Source organism: Limibacillus sp. (assembly GCA_037379885.1).
Taxonomy (GTDB): Bacteria; Pseudomonadota; Alphaproteobacteria; order Kiloniellales; family CECT-8803; genus JARRJC01.
In genome coordinates this window covers 1-17,194 of the sequence record JARRJC010000033.1, presented here as the reverse complement: position 1 = coordinate 17,194, position 17,194 = coordinate 1, and the positions used below count along the sequence as shown (strand labels likewise).

Here is a 17,194-nt window from a genome sequence, read left to right as displayed (position 1 = left end):
GTCTTTCCTCTATCGCCGGTCCCCTGCGATTGTGACCGCTGGGCCGGCGCTTTGCCACCGCCGGATGGGACCGCTAAGATCGTGCCGATTCAAGAAACATCCAACACCGGAATTCATGGGAGACCAACGCCATGCTGCGCACCACCATCGCCGGGAGCCTGCCGAAACCCTTCTGGCTTGCAGAGCCTGAAAAGCTTTGGGCCGAGTGGCGCTTCAGCGGCGAGGAACTGGACGAAGCCAAGCGGGACGCCGCCCTGCTCTGGATCAAGGAGCAGGAGGACGCGGGCATCGACATCGTGACCGATGGCGAGCAGTTTAGGATCCATTTCGTGCATGGCTTTCTGGAGCACATCGAAGGCATCGACTGGCAGAAGAAGACGCAGATGGGCATCCGCGACAACCGCTACGTCGTGGACGTCCCGACGGTGACCGGCAAGGTCTCCCGCAAGTACCCGATCCATAGCGAAGAGGTGCGCTTCACCCGCGCCCACGCCACCAAGGGCCTGAAGGTGACCCTGCCGGGGCCCATGACGATCTGCGACACCATCGCCGACGACCACTACGGCAGCCGCCCGGAGATGGCCATGGCTTTCGCCGAACTCCTGAACCAGGAGGCGCGTGAGCTGGAGGCCCTGGGCGCCGATATCGTTCAGTTCGACGAGCCCGCCTTCAACGTCTTCATGGAGGATGTGAAGGACTGGGGCGTCGCGACCTTGGAGCGGGCCGCCGAGGGCCTGAAATGCAAGACGGCCGTCCACATCTGCTACGGCTACGGCATTCAGGCGAACCTCGACTGGAAGAAGACGCTGGGGAACGAGTGGCGGCAGTACGAGGACACCTTTCCCGTGCTGAACGAAAGCAAGATCCAGCAGGTCTCCCTCGAATGCGCGAACTCCCGCGTGCCGCTCTCGCTGCTCGGCCTGCTCGACAAGAAGGAGCTGATGGTCGGGGCCATCGACGTGGCGACCAAGGAGATCGAGACGCCCGAGGAGGTGGCCGAGACGATCCGCGCGGCCATGGAGTTTGTCGATCCGGAGCGGATCTACCCCTGCACCAACTGCGGTCTTGCGCCCCTGCCCCGCAGCGTCGCGCGCGGCAAGCTGCAAGCGCTGGCGGCGGGAGCGGAACTGGTCAGGAAATCTCTCTGAGAAAAGAAAACCCCGCCCCGCGCCAAAGAAGCTGCTTTCTATAATTGTATAGTTAAGTGTTGTTCCCCGATAATATTGTCGTTCTTCTAACCTCAGTCGAGGAGACTTGAGGAAGCGGCATGGCGCGACGAGAGCGGGAAGCAGGCCTGGACATGGCCCGCGGGGGTGTTTTCAGGCACCTGGGCGCGGCCGTCATCGTGCTGGGGATCGGCGGCTATGGGATCTTCACCGCCGCTGGCTACGTCAAAAGCAACTTCCTGGGCTTCCTGGGCGGTGCGGACTACCAATACGCGGCCAACAAGGGCGTGGCCGAGGCCCTGCTCGCCAAGCGCCAGCTGGCCGGCTACCTGAAGGAAGGTTTGGAGTACTACCCGCTCTGGCGGCCGGTGTCGGAGCGCCTGCCCGCTCTCCTCGACCAGCCGCCCGAAGAGGTCGCCGACTGGCATGCCTTCGGGGCCAGCCTCGAAGGCTTCACCGCCAAGGACAAGCGCAACGCCATCCAGAGCTATCTCGACGGCCTCCGCTTTGAGCGCGACCGGGGCAAGAACGACTGGAGCGATCCGCATGAGACCCTGGCGCGCGGATACGGCGACGCCGAAGACCTTGCGAGCGTCGCCTATTACATGGCGCTCGCCTCGGGTCACCCTGTGGAGAGCCTCGCCATCACGCAAGGCCGGGACCGGCGCGGCTTCGAACACGCCCTGGTGCTGTTCGAGGAAGGGGGCGAGATCTGGATCCTGGAGTTGGCCGAACCCGGCGCGGTTCCGCTGGAGCGCTCCGGCTTCACACCCCGGGTCTATGGTCAGCTTGAGAACAGCATCGTCCCGACCAGCAAAGCGAGCCCCTGACCGCTCATACCCGAACTTCCTTGGGCCTAGACCGGCGCGGGCGCGCCCAGGCTGTGGACTCCGAAGAGAATCAGAAGCGCCATGACGATGGTGATGACCACGGCCAGCACGCCCACGGCGAGGCCGATCATGAGCACCACCCCATCGCGCTCCACCAACCCCAGGGAGGAGATGAAGATCGCGATCGCGGGGCCGTAGCCGCTCAAGGGGATCGGCAGGAAGAGCGCGAGCGAGAAGATCAGCAAGGCAATCCCGATCAGGCGTTCGCGCGAGGGCGTGAAGAACTCGGGCCTGCGCGGGTGGGCGATACGCTCCAGCGGGCGCAGCAGGAAGCGGAACCTGTGGATCGTCGCCCGGACCGAACGCCGCTTGAAGGCGCGGTCGGTCATGATGCGCGGCAGGTGGATGTGGCGGTAGCCCGCCGCCATTTGCCCGGCCACCCAGATGACCGGCAGCGCGGTCAGCATGTTGGAGCCGATGGGCAGCGGCAGCAGTGAGATCAGCGTGAAGACGAAAAGGCACCAGCCGAAGGAACGCTCGCCCAGATCCTCGAGAATCTCCCCCAGGGTGATGGTCTCATCGCTTCTGTCGGGGCGCGCTTGATCGGCTTTCTTGCCGTCTTGCCCCTTGCCTTCCTTTGAGCGCCGTCCCCCGCCATGCCGCGCCGCCAACAGGATGGAGCGGGACATCTTTCGGCGCTTCTTGCGCTCCGGGGGCTTCTGATCGTCGGCGGTCATGCCGCAACTGCTCGCATCTTACCGGGGGAGAGGGAGAGCATCGCTTCCACCGTTATGTAAGCCCCCGGCGCGATCAGAACAAGCGCGTCCTGGCCACTTTCAGCCGCCAAGAATCCCGGCGCTGGAAGACCCGGTCACGATTCTTTGTGCCGGCGTGATTTGAGCCCGCCGCGTTCTGCGGCGATATCAGAGGGGCGCGCCGGAGTGGCGCGGCTTTCGTGCAGCGGTTTGACGCTGTCACCCCTCTTAACGCGGAGCAAAGGCGTCCAAACATGCGTAAGTACATTCTAGCTTCTGCTTTCTCCCTGATGATGATCGGGAGCGCTGCGGCGGGCGAGCAGTACATCGACCAGTCCGGCTATGCCGCCGGTGGCTACGATGTCGTCGCCTATTTCGATCTGGAACAGTCTCCGGTCGGCACCAAGCAGCCCGAAGCCATTCCCGGCAAGACCGGCATCACGGCTGAATACAACGGCGCCACCTGGGCCTTTTCCAGCGAAGCGAACCGGGACAAGTTCCTGGCCGATCCCGAGAAGTATGCGCCGGCCTATGACGGCCACTGCGCCTATGGCATCGCCCAAGGCGGCAAGGTTCCCGGCAATCCGAACCTCTGGCGGATCCGCGACGGCAAGCTCTACCTGAACATCACGCCGACGGTCGTGGGCTTCTGGGAGTCCGACATCCCCGGCAACCTCACCAAGTCGGAGGCGAACTGGACCTCGCTCGGCTCCAAGGAGGCCTCGTCCAAGAGCTGGAAGGCGATCGCCGACAACGACGGCACCTATTCCACCTCCGCACCGCTCGATAACTGATCTCGCTCGGCTTGACCCTCAACCACTCCAAAGGAAGGACCTGAACCTATGGAACACCGCAGCAAGAAGATAAACGCCGCCATGATCGCGGGCGCCGTCGCCCTGGCCGTTTCAGCCACGGCGGGCGCCAAGACCGCCTCGGCCCAGGCCAAGGAGAAGTGCTTCGGCATCTCCCTGGCGGGGCAGAACGACTGCGCCGCCGGACCCGGCACCACCTGCGCCGGCACCTCCAAGGTCGATTACCAGGGCAACGCCTGGACGCTGGTTCCCGCCGGCGAGTGCGCCAAGTACGGCGTCGAGGAGTCCGAGGCCAAGTACGAGCTGCCGGGCGACCGCGTGGGTTCCCTGGAAGCCCTCGACCGCGATCTGCCGCAAGGCTGAACGCTTAGCCGAAGGCAGGGCTGAACGCCTGGCCGCTCTTGGCGGCAAGGCATGGCAAAGGGCCGGCCCACCGTCCAGGTGCGGCCGGCTCCTCGCCTTAACGGGAATCCCCCAAGATGGTCTCCAGCGCTCATACCGTCCAAGGGACGCCGCCCAAGAAAACCGGCGTCAGCTTCAAGGCGGAGCACTTCCAGGCGATCCGCTCGGAGACGCCAGCCGCCGGCTGGTTCGAGGTGCACGCCGAGAACTACATGGGCGCGGGCGGCCCGCCTCACGCGCAGCTTGAGGCGATCCGCCGGGACTACCCCCTCTCCCTCCACGGGGTCGGCCTCTCCCTGGGCGGGACCGACCCGCTGGACCGCGAACACATGCTGCGCTTCAAGGCGCTCTGCGAGCGCTATCAGCCCTGGATGGTAAGCGAGCATCTCGCCTGGACCCGTCACGGCGGCGAGTTCTTCAACGACCTGCTGCCCCTGCCCTATACAGAGGAGACCCTGGACCGGGTGGCCGGGCGCATTCAGCAGTTCCAGGATGTCTTGGGCCGCCAGGTCCTGATCGAGAACCCCTCCCTTTACATCGGTTTCGAGGACAGCGCCCTTGAGGAAACCGCGTTCCTGCGCGCCCTGGCCAAGCGCAGCGGCTGCGGCCTCCTGCTCGATCTGAACAACCTCGTGGTCTCCGCGACGAACAGGGGCTATGAGGCGGCGGATTACCTCTCCGCCTTTCCGCTTCCTCTGGTGGGCGAGATCCACTTGGCCGGGCACGCGAGCGAGACCTTGCCCTCGGGACGCCCGCTGCTTATCGATGCCCACGACCGCCCGGCGGGCAATGCCGTCTGGTCGCTCTTCGCCGCCTTGCGGGCTGAGGGGCACGAGGCCCCCGCGCTGGTCGAGTGGGACAACGACCTGCCCGACTGGCCGGTCCTGCTGGCCGAAGCGCAGAAGGCCGACAGGATCGCCGAAGAGGCGAAGGCCCAGCGCGAGGGAGCCAGCCTCCATGCCTGATCACGCCCGGTTGGAAAAGGCTTTCACCGCCGCGCTCAAGGACCCCGATCGGGCTCTGCCGGACGGCATCCGGAGCGGCGGGGACGAGGACGCTCTCCGCGCCTTCAACGTCTACCGTAACAATCGCATCGTCAGCCTGATCGATGCTTTGAAGCAGACTTACCCGGCGGTGCTTCGCTTCGTCGGTGCGGAGTTCTTCGAAGCCGCCGGGCGGCTCTATCTTGAGGTCGAGCCGCCGCGCTCGCCGGTGCTGCTGACTTTCGGCGCGGGCTTCGGCGATTTTCTGGAAGGCTTCGAGCCCGCCCGGAGCGTTCCCTACCTGGGCGACCTCGCGCGCTTCGAATGGGCCCGGGTCGAGGCGACCAACGCGCCCGACGCCGCCTCCTTGCCCATCGAACGGCTCCAGGGCCTCGCAGCGGAGGACCTGGCGGCGTTACGCTTCTCCTTGCACCCCTCCCTGCGCCTGCTGTCGTCGCGCTACCCCGTCGCCTCGCTTTGGGCGGCGACCGAGGGCGGAGACGAAGGGTTGGAGGTCAAGATGGACGCGGGCGAGGAGATCGTCCTGCTCCGCCCGGCGCTCTCGGTCGAGCAGCGCGTCTTGCAGGTCGGCGACCATGCCTTTCTCCGCCGTCTGGCCGCGGGAGAGACGCTTCACGAGGCAGCGGAGACAGCCGCGGAGCAAGACGGACAGTTCGACCTTTCGACAGCCCTTTCAGGAATCTTCGAGATCGGCGCGGTCTGCGGGCTCGCAGCCCCGGATGGCCGTTCAATCACATAAGGATACCAAAGCCATGATCTCTACTCTCAGCTCTCTATACGGGCGCGTCGTCGGGGCAGTGGAACGCGGGCTGGACCCCTGGTTCACGGGTCTTCTCGCCCGCTTCGTCTTCGCTGCGGTTCTGCTGGTCTACTACCTGAACTCGGCATCGACCAAGGTGGGCGACGGCCTCGCGGGCTTCTTCTCGATTGGCGACAACGCCTATTTCCAGATCCTGCCCAGCGTTGTCGAGGCCTACGGGTACGACGCGTCCCAGGTGCCTCTTTTCCCCTACGGCCTGATCGTCGCCGCCGGGACCTATGCGGAGTTCATCCTGCCGCTGCTGATCGTGGCGGGCGCCTTCACCCGGCTGGCGGCACTGGGCATGATCGGCTTCACGCTGGTGCAGAGCTATGTGGACATCGCCTTCCACGGCGCCGACGCCGAGACGGTGGGGAGCTGGTTCGACCGCTTTCCCGATGCCGCCATCCTCGACCAGCGCGCGCTCTGGGTCTTCCTGCTCGCCTACCTCGTCATCCGCGGCGCGGGGACGCTGTCGGTCGATCATCTGGTGTGGCGGCGGCTGGAAGCCGTGCCTTAAGATGCTTGAAGCGGAGGACGCGTCAGGAGGGTGCGCCAGACCATGAAGCATTCGGCTGCTCAAAGGCCCTGGCCGTTCGGCCGGAAGCCTCTAGCCTTGCTGCTGGGCGGGATTGCCTGGAGCTGCCTCTGGCATCCGGACACAGGGGCGGCGCAGGAGGAGACGCGAATCGTGCGGACCTCCGAGCCGGACAGCCCGGCCGCCCTGCTCTCGGCGCCCCATGTCGGGGCGGGCCTCTGCGATGTTGCCGACCGGACGCCCGTTCGCTTCCTCCGCTCCGCCCGACACGGACCTCATAGCTATGCTGAAGTGAAAGTCCTGGACGGCGATTGCGAAGGGCAACAGGGTTATCTGCCCTCGCAGGTTCTGCACCCGGCGGACCTTGCCAATTGATGCGTAGGCTAAAAGCAAGCCCTTGCTTTCAGCCCTTGAATTGCTCAATTGTCTTGATCCTGGAAAGAGGTGAAGAGCCATGAAGCAGCACGTATTGGACGCGACGGACGTTCGCATTTTAACTGCGCTTCAGACACACGGCCGCCTCAGCAAGTCGCAGTTGGCCGAAGCGGTCAACCTGTCGCCAACGCCCTGCTGGATCCGGGTCGACAGGCTGAAGAAGGCGGGGATCATTCGCGGCTATCACGCCGACATCGTTCTCGACAGCATCGCCGAGGTCAGCCAGGTGGTGGTGACCGTCTCCCTGGAGAGTCACCGCAAGACCGATTTCGAACGCTTCGAGGCGCGCATCGCCGACTTGAAGGAAGTGACCAACTGCATCGCAACGGGCGGGGGAATGGACTACGTCCTGACCGTCGTCACCTCGAACCTGCAGACCTTCCAGGCGCTGATGGACAGCCTGCTGTCCGAAGGTCTGGGCATCGACCGCTACATGACCTACATCGTCACGCGAACCGTCAAATCCACCCAGCCCGATTTGGCCCGCTTGCTCCTGCGCTGAGGCCCCCGGGACCCGCTTTTTCGCCTGCTTGGTCCGAACGGCCTATTTCAATCCCGGATTTTGGCACGAACGAACCACGGCAGGGGCCGCATTTAGACCGCATATATTAGCGAGCAGCGTTACACAGTGCGCCCAGTGAGGTTGACGTGCCCGGTGGTCGGGCCGCCTCGAGACGAGGGTAGAAACTGTGAGCAATATCGGTCTTTTCAGGTTTGGAACGCAGATCCGGAAGTCCCCCTATTTCGACGCGACCGTTCGCTGGGGCGCGCAGGAATTTTCGGTGTACAACCACATGTACATCCCCCGGAACTTCACCAACCCGGAGCAGAACTTCTGGAACCTCATCAACGAGGCCATCCTCTGCGACGTCGGCGTCGAGCGCCAGGTCGAAGTGACCGGCCCGGACGCTGCTAAGTTCGTCCAGATGATGACGCCGCGCGACCTCTCCAAGATGGCGGTCGGGCAGTGCAAGTACGTCCTGATCACCAACGCCGACGGCGGCATCCTGAACGACCCGATCCTGCTGCGCCTCGGTGAGAACCACTTCTGGATCTCGCTGGCGGACAGCGATGTCCTCTTGTGGGCGCAGGGCCTGGCCATCAACAGCGGCATGGACGTTTCCATCTGCGAACCCGACGTTTCGCCGCTGCAGTTGCAGGGTCCCCTGTCGGGCAAGATCATGGAGGCCCTGTTCGGCGAGTGGATCAAGGAGATCCGCTACTACTGGCTCCGCGAGACCGAGTTGAACGGCATCCCCCTGGTCATCTCGCGCACCGGCTGGTCCAGCGAGCTGGGATACGAGATCTACTTGCGCGACGGATCGCGCGGCGATGAGCTCTGGGACACCATCATGGAGGTCGGTCAGCCGCTCGGCCTGAAGGCGGGCCACACCTCGACCATTCGCCGGATCGAAGGCGGCATGCTCTCCTACCATGCCGATGCCGACATCACCACCAACCCCTTCGAGCTGGGCATGGACCGGCTCGTGAACTTGGACATGGAAGCCGACTTCATCGGCAAGGCGGCCTTGAAGCGGATCCGTGACGAGGGTGTCAGCCGCAAGCAGATCGGCCTGATCATCGACTGTCAGCCGCTCGCCGCGCCCAACACCTCGTTCTGGCCGGTCATCATCGGTGACGAGACCATCGGCAAGGTTACCTCGGCGACCTACTCGCCGCGCCTCGATCAGAACATTGCCCTTGCGATGGTCTCGGTCGGCCACACCGAAATCGGAACGGCCGTCGAGGTCCAGACCGAGATCCGGCGGATGCCCGCGACCGTGGCCGAGGTCCCCTTCTACGACCCGCAGAAGAAGATCGCCACCAACGCCCTGTAACGGAGAAGCCTCGTCATGTCCGAACTGTCGATCAATCTGGACTGGTACCGCACGACCCCTGAGTTGCGCGCCGGTGCGTACTCCAACGCGCACCGCGTACGCTACAACGAATCGTCGGAACTGGACGTCGACGCCGCGCCGGACTGGGGAGGCGATGCCGCCAGCACGAACCCCGAGCAGGCCCTCGCGGCATCGCTTTCCAGCTGCCACATGATGACCTTTCTGGCGTTTGCCGCGAAGGCCGGTTGGCCGGTCGCAAGCTACAGCGACCACGCCGTCGCCCACCTGGGCAAGAACCCACAGGGCAAGATGGCCGTGATGCGGGTCGACCTGCACCCGGTCGTCCGTTTCGACAGCGGCTTTTCCGTCGAGTCCTCGAAGCTCGAGGAGATGCAGCATCGCGCCCACCGCTACTGCTTCGTGGCCAACTCCTTGGCCGACTACGTCGAAAACAACATCGCCTGACGGAGAGAAGAGCGAACAGATGACGGAGCCCTCGGACAGCATTCTCCTTCGCGAGCAGGTGGGAACGGGAATTCTCTGCCTCACCCTGAACGACGTCGGGCGGCGCAATGCGCTCTCCGAGGCCATGTTGAAGGTCCTGGGCGATGCCGTGACCGCCGCCGGTTCCGACCCCGCGACGCGGGCGGTCATCCTGGCGGCGAACGGCCCGGCCTTTTGCGCCGGTCACGACCTGAAGGAACTGACCGCCGGACGTGCCTCGCCAGATGGCGGGAAAGCCTACTTCACGAAGATCATGGGGATGTGCTCGGGCGTCATGCAGGCCATCGTCGCTTGCCCCAAGCCGGTGATCGCCGAGGTGTCGGGCATCGCAACGGCGGCGGGCGCCCAGCTCGTCGCGAGCTGCGATCTCGCCGTTGCGGCCGAAGAGGCCAAGTTCAGCACGCCGGGCGTCCATATCGGCCTGTTCTGCTCCACCCCGATGGTCGCCCTGTCCCGAAACGTCTCGGCCAAGCACGCCATGGAGATGCTCCTGACCGGCGATATGATCTCCGCCGCCCGCGCCGCCGAGATGGGTCTGGTCAACCGGGTCGTCTCCGCCGACCGCCTCCGCGCGGCCTCCATGGACTTCGCCGACAAGATCGCCGCCAAGTCCAGCCGCACCCTCTCCATCGGAAAGCGGGCCTTCTACGAGCAGCGCGAGATGGGCCTGGCGCAGGCTTACAGCTACGCCTCCAACGTCATGGTCGAGAACATGATGATCCAGGATGCCCAGGAAGGGATCGGCGCCTTCATCGAGAAGCGCCAGCCCGCCTGGCAGGACAAGTAGGACATCATGAGCAATCCCTACAACACCGATCTGGACCGCAATCCGGCGAACTACCAGCCGCTGACGCCGCTCACCTTCCTGGAGCGTGCCGCGAGCGTGCACCCGGACCACACGGCGATCATCCACGGGGCCTTGCGCCGCAGCTACGCGGAGTTCTATGCGCGCTCGCGCCAGTTGGCCTCGGCGCTGTCCCGCCGCGAGATCGGGCGCGGCGACACGGTCTCGGCGCTCCTGGCCAACACGCCGGCGATGCTGGAGTGTCACTACGGCGTACCCATGTGCGGCGCCGTGCTGCATTCGATCAACACCCGGCTGGATGCCGCCACCGTCGCCTTCCAACTGGATCACGCCGGCTCGAAGATCATCTTCACGGACCGCGAGTTCATGCCGCTCTTGCAGCAGGCCCTCGCCATGACGCAGGTGCAGCCCTTCGTGGTGCAGTACGACGATCCGGAATACAGCGGCGCGAACGGCGCCGAGGATGTCCAAGACTACGAAGCCTTCCTGACCGAAGGCGACAGCGCCTACGACTGGCTGATGCCCGAAGACGAGTGGGACGCTATTTCGATCAACTACACCTCCGGCACGACCGGCGACCCCAAGGGCGTGGTCTCCCACCATCGCGGCGCCTACCTGCTAGCCCAAGGCAACGCCCTGACGACCTCGATGGCCAAGCACGCCGTCTACCTCTGGACGTTGCCGATGTTCCACTGCAACGGCTGGTGCTTTCCCTGGACCTTGTCGGCCATCATCGGGACCCATGTCTGCCTTCGCCAGGTCCGCGCCGACGCCATCTGGAACAGCTTGGCCGATCATGGGGTCACGCACCTCTGTGGCGCTCCCATCGTGATGTCCCTGATGATCGGCGCGCCGGAGGGCGAGAAACGCGACCTCGACCGCCGGGTCCAGTTCTTCACCGCCGCGGCGCCGCCGCCGGCCAGCCTTCTGGCGAACATGCAAGCCGCCGGTTTCGACGTGACCCACCTCTACGGCCTGACCGAGACCTACGGCCCGGCCGTCGTGAACGACTGGCACAGCGCCTGGTCCGATCTGCCCGCTGGCGAACAAGCCACCCTGAAGGCCCGTCAAGGCGTGCGCTACCTGCCCTTGGAAGGCCTCGAGGTCATGGACCCGGAGACCATGATGCCGACACCCCATGACGGCGTCGCCTTGGGGGAGGTCATGTTCCGCGGCAATGTCGTGATGAAGGGCTACTTCCGGAATCCGGGCGCGACCCGGAAGGTCTTCGCGGGCGGATGGTTCCATTCCGGCGACCTCGGCGTGACCCACCCCGACGGCTATATCGAACTGAAGGACCGGTCGAAGGACATCATCGTGTCCGGCGGCGAGAACATCTCCTCCATCGAGGTCGAGGAGGCGCTCTACCGCCACCCAGCGGTCGCCGTCGCCGCCGTGGTCGCGATGGCCCACGATAAATGGGGCGAGACGCCTTGCGCCTTCGTGCAGTTGGCGTCGAACGCCGAGGTCAGCGCGGAGGAGCTGCGCGACTGGTGCCGCAAGCATCTCGCGTCCTACAAGGTTCCCTCCAGGTTCGTCTTCGACGAGGTTCCCCGGACACCGACGGGAAAGATACAGAAGTTCATCCTGCGGCAGCGCGCCTCGGACCTCGCGGCGACTCACGCCAAGGCTGTCTGAGGGCCCGAGGCAGCGCCAGGACGCCTTTTCATTCGAGTTTCAGGGAATCCCGGTACTCTGGGACCACGCAGTCCCAACCGAGTTCTTCTTCGATCCGGAGCCTCAGAGCTTCGGCCGCCTCCGGTTCGCCGTGGGTGATGAAGGTCGTCCTGGGCGGGCGTTCCATCGCCTTCAGCCAGGACAGGATTTCGTCCGCATCGGCATGGGCTGAAAGCATATCCAGGCAAGAAACCTTGGCGCGCACGGGATAGTGGCCGCCGTGAATCTTGATGCTCTCGGCCCCAGCCAGCATGGCCGCTCCGCGGGTTCCCGCGGCCTGGAAGCCGGTGAATAGGATGGCGTTCCTGGGGTCCGGGGCGAGTCTCTTCAGGTGATGGAGCACCCGCCCGCCCGTTGCCATTCCGCTTGCTGAAATGATGATGGCCGGCACACGCAGATTTCCGAGAGCTTTGGACTCCTCAACCTCCCGGACATAGGTCGCGACATCGCAAACGGCCTTGGCTTCAGCTTCGCTCAAGCGATGGCTGTCGGCGTGACGGCGAAAGATCTCACTGGCGTTGATCGCCATCGGGCTGTCCAAATAGATGGGGAGGTTGGGTATGGCGCCCCCGCGCAAGAGCCTCCAGAGATGGAAGAGCATCAGCTGGCTGCGCCCGACCGCAAAAGCCGGTATCAAGACGCTGCCTCCCCTTTCGGCAGTTTCCTTGATGACCGTGGCCAGCAGCGTTTCCGGGTCCTCGGGGTCGTGCCGGCGGTCGCCGTAGGTGGACTCGACAACCAAGTAATCCGCCCCGGACGGCCGCCAAGGAGCCAGCATCACCGGGTCGTTCGGCCGCCCCAGATCGCCCGAGAACACCAAACGGTGACCGTCGAGCTGCATCTCCAGGCAAGCGGCCCCCAGGATATGGCCCGCCCGCCTTAGCACGACGGTGATGCCGGGCAGCGGCTCCCACTCTTTATCGAAGGGGATGGGGGTGAAGCTCTCTAGCGCGGCGCGGCCGTCTGCTTCGTCATAGAGCGGCAGAGCCGGGCGGTGCTTGCTGAATCCATGGCGGTTCGCGAACTCCGCGTCCTTCTCTTGAAGGTATCCGCTGTCGGGCAGCAGGATCTCGCAGAGATCGCGGGTGCCCTCGCTGCTATAGACGGGACCCGAAAAGCCATTCCGAATCAAAAGCGGCAGATATCCGCTGTGGTCGATATGCGCATGCGTGAGAACCACCGCATCGATCTCGGCTGGGTCCACCGGCAGCGGCCGCCAGTTCTTGAGGCGGAGGTTCTTGTATCCTTGAAAGAGGCCGCAATCGATCAGCAGTCGCCGCCCCGCAGCCTCCAGCAGATACTTCGAGCCGGTGACGGTGCCTGCCGCCCCAAGGAAGCTTAGACGAACCATGCTTACCGCACTCCCACGTTACCTTGGTGAATCAAAGCCCCTCACCCGCGCCGCAGATTCCAGGGCTTCAAATGCCCCCAAGATGGACCAGTATCTCACGAAGCGCCAGACCGCCGGTCAGCAAGAGCCCCAGCAGCCCGATCCAACGGCGGCGGTACAGCGGACCCGCCCGCTCACGCGCGCCGAGAACCACGAGTGAGAGGTTCACTGAGGCGAACACGATCAAGGTGACCGTGGTCGTGGCGCGCGCCAACGACGCGAGGGGAAAGGCCAGCGCCAAGCCCGCGATGATCCCGGTGACGACCCAGATCGCCACGACCGGGGTGTGCCTCTTGCCGATGCGGGCGAGGACGGAGGGCAGCATCTTTTCGCGCGCCATGCCATAGAGCAGACGGCTCGCCATGATCACCTGGACAATGACCCCGTTTATTACCGCAATGAGCGCCAGACTCGATAGCCAGGTGCTCGACCAGCCCGTCAATTGCGTCCAGAGGGCCGACAGCGGAGCGGCGCTGCCCGCCAGCGCCTGCGGATCGGGAGAGGCGACGGCGATCAAGGCCAGCAGGACGTAAAGCGTCGTGGTGATGGCCAGGGTCCAGAAGATCGCCTTGCCCATGACGCTCTCCGGATTGACCGTCTCCTCAGCCATATTGACGATGTCCTCAAAGCCGATGAAGGCGAAGAAGGCGAGCACGGCCGCCGTCAGCACGGCGGCGAGCGGAAGCGCGCTGCTCGTTCCAAAGGCGGCCACCCATGGCTCAATCGTCAGCAGCTCTGGCACTCCGGCGACGATGAGCACAGCGAGCACGCCGACCTCGATGACGGTGATGACCGCCGCCGCGCCGACGCTTTCCTTCACGCCCCTTTGGGTGAGCAGCCCGATGGCGCCGAGTGCCGCCAGGATCGTCACCGGCCCGGGGATGGGCGCGAGCTCGGCGACATAGCCGGTGAAGCCGACCACGATGGTCGCGCTGGATACGATCCCGGTGACCGCCACGCCGACGCCGATCGCGAGGCCGGCGCCCTTTCCGAAGGCTGTTTTGACATAGAGCGAAGCGCCGGCCGCTCTTGGGAATCCCGCGGACAGGGTGGCGTAAACGATGGCCGTCACTCCGGCGATCACGGCGGCCAGCAAGAAAGCCAGCGGCGCCCGAGGGCCGGCAATCCCCACGACCGTGCCGATCATGACGAAGATACCGGCGCCGACTGTCACGCCAACGCCATAGAGCACCAGCAGTAGCAGGCCGAGGACGCGCGACAGACTCCGCTTTTCAGCCGGCTCGCGCAGGCTCATACCGCTAGGCCTTTGAATGAGGCAGGGGCCACTCTTTTTCTCTCCGCCGCCATGATAGGGCCAAAGGCTAGGAGCACGGTCGGCCCGGCGCTTTGACATGTCGCAAATCCGGGACCGCGCAGGCTGCACTGCTGGGAGCGGATGCGGACAAGCGTTAGAATCAGATTTGGTTCGCTAAGACGCTGAAGCTATCATCGTTGTACTTCATTATTGCAGCAGTCCCCAGGTTTGGGCTTGAGCAGCGCGCCACACCCTTTGCAGTCATAGAACCACTGGCAAGCATCCCTGGGCATTGTCTCCAGCTCGACATGACCGCAGAGGGGGCAAGTGATCTCGGATTCCAGGACCGGTTCTGGTTTCGATGTCGTCACCATCCCTGCCCGCCTGATTTGGATACCCATCAACCTACAGATGAGCCTATTCTAACCGCGGGTGCGCCGAAAGCGCTTGTCTGGCTTAAGGGAAGATCTTGTATGACCGTTAAGATCATAGGTGCTGGCGTCGGACGCACGGGCACCTATTCACTCAAGCTTGCTCTCAATCAGCTTGGCTTTGGACCATGCCATCATATGGAAGAGGTGCTGTTTAACCTGCCCTCACAGGTGCCCCTGTGGTCGGCGGCTGTCGAGGGGCGCGCGGATTGGGACGCCATCTATCAGGGCTATTCGAGCGCGGTGGATTGGCCGACCGCGGGATTCTTCAGGGAGCTGCACGCCGCCTATCCGGAGGCGAAGTTCATTCTCACCCTTCGAAGTCCCGATACGTGGGCGGCAAGCTTCTCAGAGACCATCTATAAGCTCCTCGGCAAGAAACAAGACGCCCCGGAGGAGATGCGGGCTTGGCTCGACATGGCAGCCAAGGTCATCGAGAAGACGGGCTTTCCTTCAGGTCTGGATCTCGAAGGCTTGAAGAAGGCCTTCCTCGCTCACGAAGAGGCCGTCAGGGCGGCGATTCCAGAAAGGCAGTTGCTCGTCTTTCAGGTGAAGGATGGCTGGGCGCCTTTGTGTGAGTTTCTGGAGAAGCCCGTTCCCTCAGAGCCCTTTCCCCGAACCAACGACCGGGGCGAGTTCTGGGATCGCGTCGCGGGTGTGAAGTAAGCCTTCTGCGGGCTGCGGCGGTGCCTCTTTCGGTTAAGGGCGGGAAATTGAAGGGATGAGGCGGTCATGCCGGGAAAGAGCGTTCTGATCGCAGGCGGGCGGGTGTTCACGGCGGACCCGGAAGAACCCTGGGCGCAGGCGGTCGTGGTGCAGGACGACAAGATCGTCTACGTCGGCGACTCAGATGGGGCGACCTTGGCGGCTGGGGCGGATTGCGAACGGATCGATGCGTCCGGCGGTCTGATCTTGCCGGGGTTCGTGGATGGTCATGCTCACCTGGCGATGACCGGTGCGGCGATGCGCAAGGCTCAGCTGCGCGGCGCGGGAAGCGTTGAGGAGATCCGCCGCCGGGTCCACCAATGGGCAGAGGAGAACCCCGATGCGCCCAGAGTTCTCGGCACCGCCTGGGTTCATGGCGATGTGCCAAATGGCCGCCCGGACAAGACGATGCTGGACGATATCGTGCCGGACCGGCCGGTCTACCTGGACGCGTTTGATTTTCACTCGACTTGGGTGAACTCGGCAGCGCTCGAGGAACTCGGCATCACCAGGGAGACTCCCGATCCTGTCGGCGGCGAGATCGTGCGGGATCCGGAAACCGGCGAGGCGACCGGCTGGCTGCAGGAAACGGTGACCTCGAACATGGTCTGGCCCCTCCTCAACAAGGTGTCGGCGGATGAGCTCGACCAGCAGGTCTGCGCGGCGCTCCAGGCTTTCGCCCGGGCAGGAATCACCTCGATTGTCGAGATGGGCCTGGAGGAGGAGGTGCTTGAATCCCTGGCCCGCTTGCAGGCGGCGGGCAAGCTCACGGCGCGCGTCATCGGGCACATGATCATGTGGCGGACCGGGAACCTGGACGAGGAACTGGCGCAGGTCGCGCGGGCCGCCGAACTCGCCGAGCAGCATCAGGGAGACATGCTGCGGGTCACCGGCATCAAGTTCATTGGGGATGGAACCATCGACGGCTGCACGGCGGCGCTGAGCCAGCCCTACAGCGACGGCACCAACTGCGATCCGATCTGGCCGCTCGACGCTCTGATCCCGATGGTCGCGGCCGCCGACAAGGAAGGTTTGCAGGTCGCCATTCACGCCATCGGCGATGCGACGATCGACGACGCCATCGACGCGATCGAGAAGGCCGCAGAGGTCAATGGAACCACCGGGCGGCGCCATCGGATCGAGCACCTTGAATACGCGCGCCATGACCAGATCGAGCGGATCGGCAGGTTGGGCATCACAGCCTCGATGCAGCCGGTTCATGTCGATCCCGCCTATCTTGCGAACTGGCTGGAGAAGCTGGGACCCGAGCGGGGCGCAAACGGTTTCGCCTGGCCGCTTTACCTGACGGCGGGTGCGCCGCTGGCCTTTGGATCGGACACGCCGACAGCGCCCCACGAGGCGCTGCCCAACATGTACATCGCTTCGACCCGCCGCTCCCCGAGTGACGAGACGATCCAGCCGCACCGGCCCGACTGGGCCTTGCCGATGGAAGACGCGATTTGCCACGGCACGCGGGAACCAGCCTGGTCGGCGCACCTGGAGAAGACCACGGGTATGTTGAAAGCGGGCAAGGCCGCGGACATCGTTGTGCTGGACCGGGACTTCTTCGCCGAAGGCCCCAAGTCTCTTCTGAGCACCGACGTTTCACTGCTGTTGATGAACGGCAAGGTCGTCTACTCGGCGTAGCCCCCTGACGGCGAAACGAATGACCTCCGTCAGTTCGAGTTCTGGACGTGACTCTTGGGTCTTTTCCACACGCAAAAAAGCCCCGCCAACAGGTCAGTTGGCGGGGCTTTATCTATTTGGTTGCGGGGGTAGGATTTGAACCTACGACCTTCAGGTTATGAGCCTGACGAGCTACCGGACTGCTCCACCCCGCGTTAGGAG

At 64.4% G+C, this 17,194-nt stretch carries 18 protein-coding genes and 1 tRNA gene; 14 read left to right on the top strand and 5 right to left on the bottom strand.

The genetic code is table 11. The annotated features are described in order from the left end of the window. Window positions 1-131: 131 nt before the first annotated feature. Together P8X75_10755 and P8X75_10750 are read left to right on the top strand one after the other, a co-directional pair. The gene (locus P8X75_10755) at window positions 132-1,148 is read left to right on the top strand and encodes a methionine synthase (GenBank protein MEJ1995673.1); all 1,017 of its coding nucleotides are present in this window, start codon (window positions 132-134) and stop codon (window positions 1,146-1,148) included. A 119-nt stretch (window positions 1,149-1,267) separates the two neighbouring features. Further along, window positions 1,268-1,996 (top strand): hypothetical protein, encoded by a 729-nt coding sequence (locus P8X75_10750; GenBank protein ID MEJ1995672.1) that lies wholly within the window; start codon window positions 1,268-1,270, stop codon window positions 1,994-1,996. 26 nt (window positions 1,997-2,022) lie between these two features. Here the strand turns inward: P8X75_10750 and P8X75_10745 are convergent, their stop codons facing one another. After that, window positions 2,023-2,733 (bottom strand): exopolysaccharide biosynthesis protein, encoded by a 711-nt coding sequence (locus P8X75_10745; protein ID MEJ1995671.1) that lies wholly within the window; start codon window positions 2,731-2,733, stop codon window positions 2,023-2,025. A 272-nt stretch (window positions 2,734-3,005) separates the two neighbouring features. On the opposite strand from P8X75_10745, the gene P8X75_10740 reads away from it, so the two are divergent. The 10 genes from P8X75_10740 to P8X75_10695 all read left to right on the top strand — a co-directional run bounded on the left by P8X75_10740 (window position 3,006) and on the right by P8X75_10695 (window position 11,526). Next, the gene (locus P8X75_10740; GenBank protein MEJ1995670.1) at window positions 3,006-3,545 is read left to right on the top strand and encodes a YHS domain-containing (seleno)protein; all 540 of its coding nucleotides are present in this window, start codon (window positions 3,006-3,008) and stop codon (window positions 3,543-3,545) included. Window positions 3,546-3,593: 48 nt separating this feature from the next. Beyond that, the gene (locus P8X75_10735) at window positions 3,594-3,926 is read left to right on the top strand and encodes a DUF2282 domain-containing protein (GenBank protein ID MEJ1995669.1); all 333 of its coding nucleotides are present in this window, start codon (window positions 3,594-3,596) and stop codon (window positions 3,924-3,926) included. Between the two features lie 116 nt (window positions 3,927-4,042). Then, window positions 4,043-4,930 (top strand): DUF692 domain-containing protein, encoded by an 888-nt coding sequence (locus P8X75_10730; protein MEJ1995668.1) that lies wholly within the window; start codon window positions 4,043-4,045, stop codon window positions 4,928-4,930. Then, the gene (locus P8X75_10725; GenBank protein ID MEJ1995667.1) at window positions 4,923-5,708 is read left to right on the top strand and encodes a DNA-binding domain-containing protein; all 786 of its coding nucleotides are present in this window, start codon (window positions 4,923-4,925) and stop codon (window positions 5,706-5,708) included. Before P8X75_10730 ends, P8X75_10725 begins: the two co-directional genes overlap by 8 nt. A 13-nt stretch (window positions 5,709-5,721) precedes the next feature. Further along, the gene (locus P8X75_10720; protein MEJ1995666.1) at window positions 5,722-6,288 is read left to right on the top strand and encodes a DoxX family protein; all 567 of its coding nucleotides are present in this window, start codon (window positions 5,722-5,724) and stop codon (window positions 6,286-6,288) included. 472 nt (window positions 6,289-6,760) lie between these two features. Continuing rightward, window positions 6,761-7,243 (top strand): Lrp/AsnC family transcriptional regulator, encoded by a 483-nt coding sequence (locus tag P8X75_10715; GenBank protein ID MEJ1995665.1) that lies wholly within the window; start codon window positions 6,761-6,763, stop codon window positions 7,241-7,243. A 187-nt stretch (window positions 7,244-7,430) separates the two neighbouring features. Further along, a complete protein-coding gene (locus tag P8X75_10710) occupies window positions 7,431-8,579 on the top strand; it encodes a glycine cleavage T C-terminal barrel domain-containing protein (protein ID MEJ1995664.1) in 1,149 nt (382 codons plus the stop codon). Between the two features lie 15 nt (window positions 8,580-8,594). After that, the gene (locus P8X75_10705) at window positions 8,595-9,044 is read left to right on the top strand and encodes an OsmC family protein (protein ID MEJ1995663.1); all 450 of its coding nucleotides are present in this window, start codon (window positions 8,595-8,597) and stop codon (window positions 9,042-9,044) included. A 19-nt stretch (window positions 9,045-9,063) separates the two neighbouring features. Next, the gene (locus P8X75_10700; GenBank protein ID MEJ1995662.1) at window positions 9,064-9,870 is read left to right on the top strand and encodes an enoyl-CoA hydratase; all 807 of its coding nucleotides are present in this window, start codon (window positions 9,064-9,066) and stop codon (window positions 9,868-9,870) included. Window positions 9,871-9,876: 6 nt separating this feature from the next. Beyond that, window positions 9,877-11,526 (top strand): acyl-CoA synthetase, encoded by a 1,650-nt coding sequence (locus tag P8X75_10695; protein ID MEJ1995661.1) that lies wholly within the window; start codon window positions 9,877-9,879, stop codon window positions 11,524-11,526. Window positions 11,527-11,554: 28 nt separating this feature from the next. Here P8X75_10695 and P8X75_10690 read toward each other — a convergent pair whose 3' ends face one another. The 3 genes from P8X75_10690 to P8X75_10680 all read right to left on the bottom strand — a co-directional run bounded on the left by P8X75_10690 (window position 11,555) and on the right by P8X75_10680 (window position 14,584). Next, complete coding sequence (locus tag P8X75_10690; protein ID MEJ1995660.1) at window positions 11,555-12,916, bottom strand: MBL fold metallo-hydrolase; 1,362 nt, start codon at window positions 12,914-12,916, stop codon at window positions 11,555-11,557. Window positions 12,917-12,983: 67 nt separating this feature from the next. Beyond that, window positions 12,984-14,210: an APC family permease gene (locus P8X75_10685; protein MEJ1995659.1), complete on the bottom strand. Its 1,227-nt coding sequence runs from the start codon at window positions 14,208-14,210 to the stop codon at window positions 12,984-12,986. 191 nt (window positions 14,211-14,401) lie between these two features. Beyond that, entirely contained in the window at window positions 14,402-14,584 is a 183-nt protein-coding gene (locus P8X75_10680) for a GDCCVxC domain-containing (seleno)protein (GenBank protein MEJ1995658.1), read from the bottom strand. 99 nt (window positions 14,585-14,683) lie between these two features. On the opposite strand from P8X75_10680, the gene P8X75_10675 reads away from it, so the two are divergent. Further along, on the top strand, window positions 14,684-15,307 hold the full coding sequence (locus tag P8X75_10675; GenBank protein MEJ1995657.1) for a sulfotransferase: 624 nt from the start codon (window positions 14,684-14,686) through the stop codon (window positions 15,305-15,307). 66 nt (window positions 15,308-15,373) lie between these two features. Beyond that, the gene (locus P8X75_10670; protein MEJ1995656.1) at window positions 15,374-16,993 is read left to right on the top strand and encodes an amidohydrolase; all 1,620 of its coding nucleotides are present in this window, start codon (window positions 15,374-15,376) and stop codon (window positions 16,991-16,993) included. A gap of 117 nt (window positions 16,994-17,110) precedes the next feature. Here the strand turns inward: P8X75_10670 and P8X75_10665 are convergent. Then, a tRNA-Met gene (locus P8X75_10665) sits at window positions 17,111-17,187 on the bottom strand. Window positions 17,188-17,194: the final 7 nt, after the last annotated feature.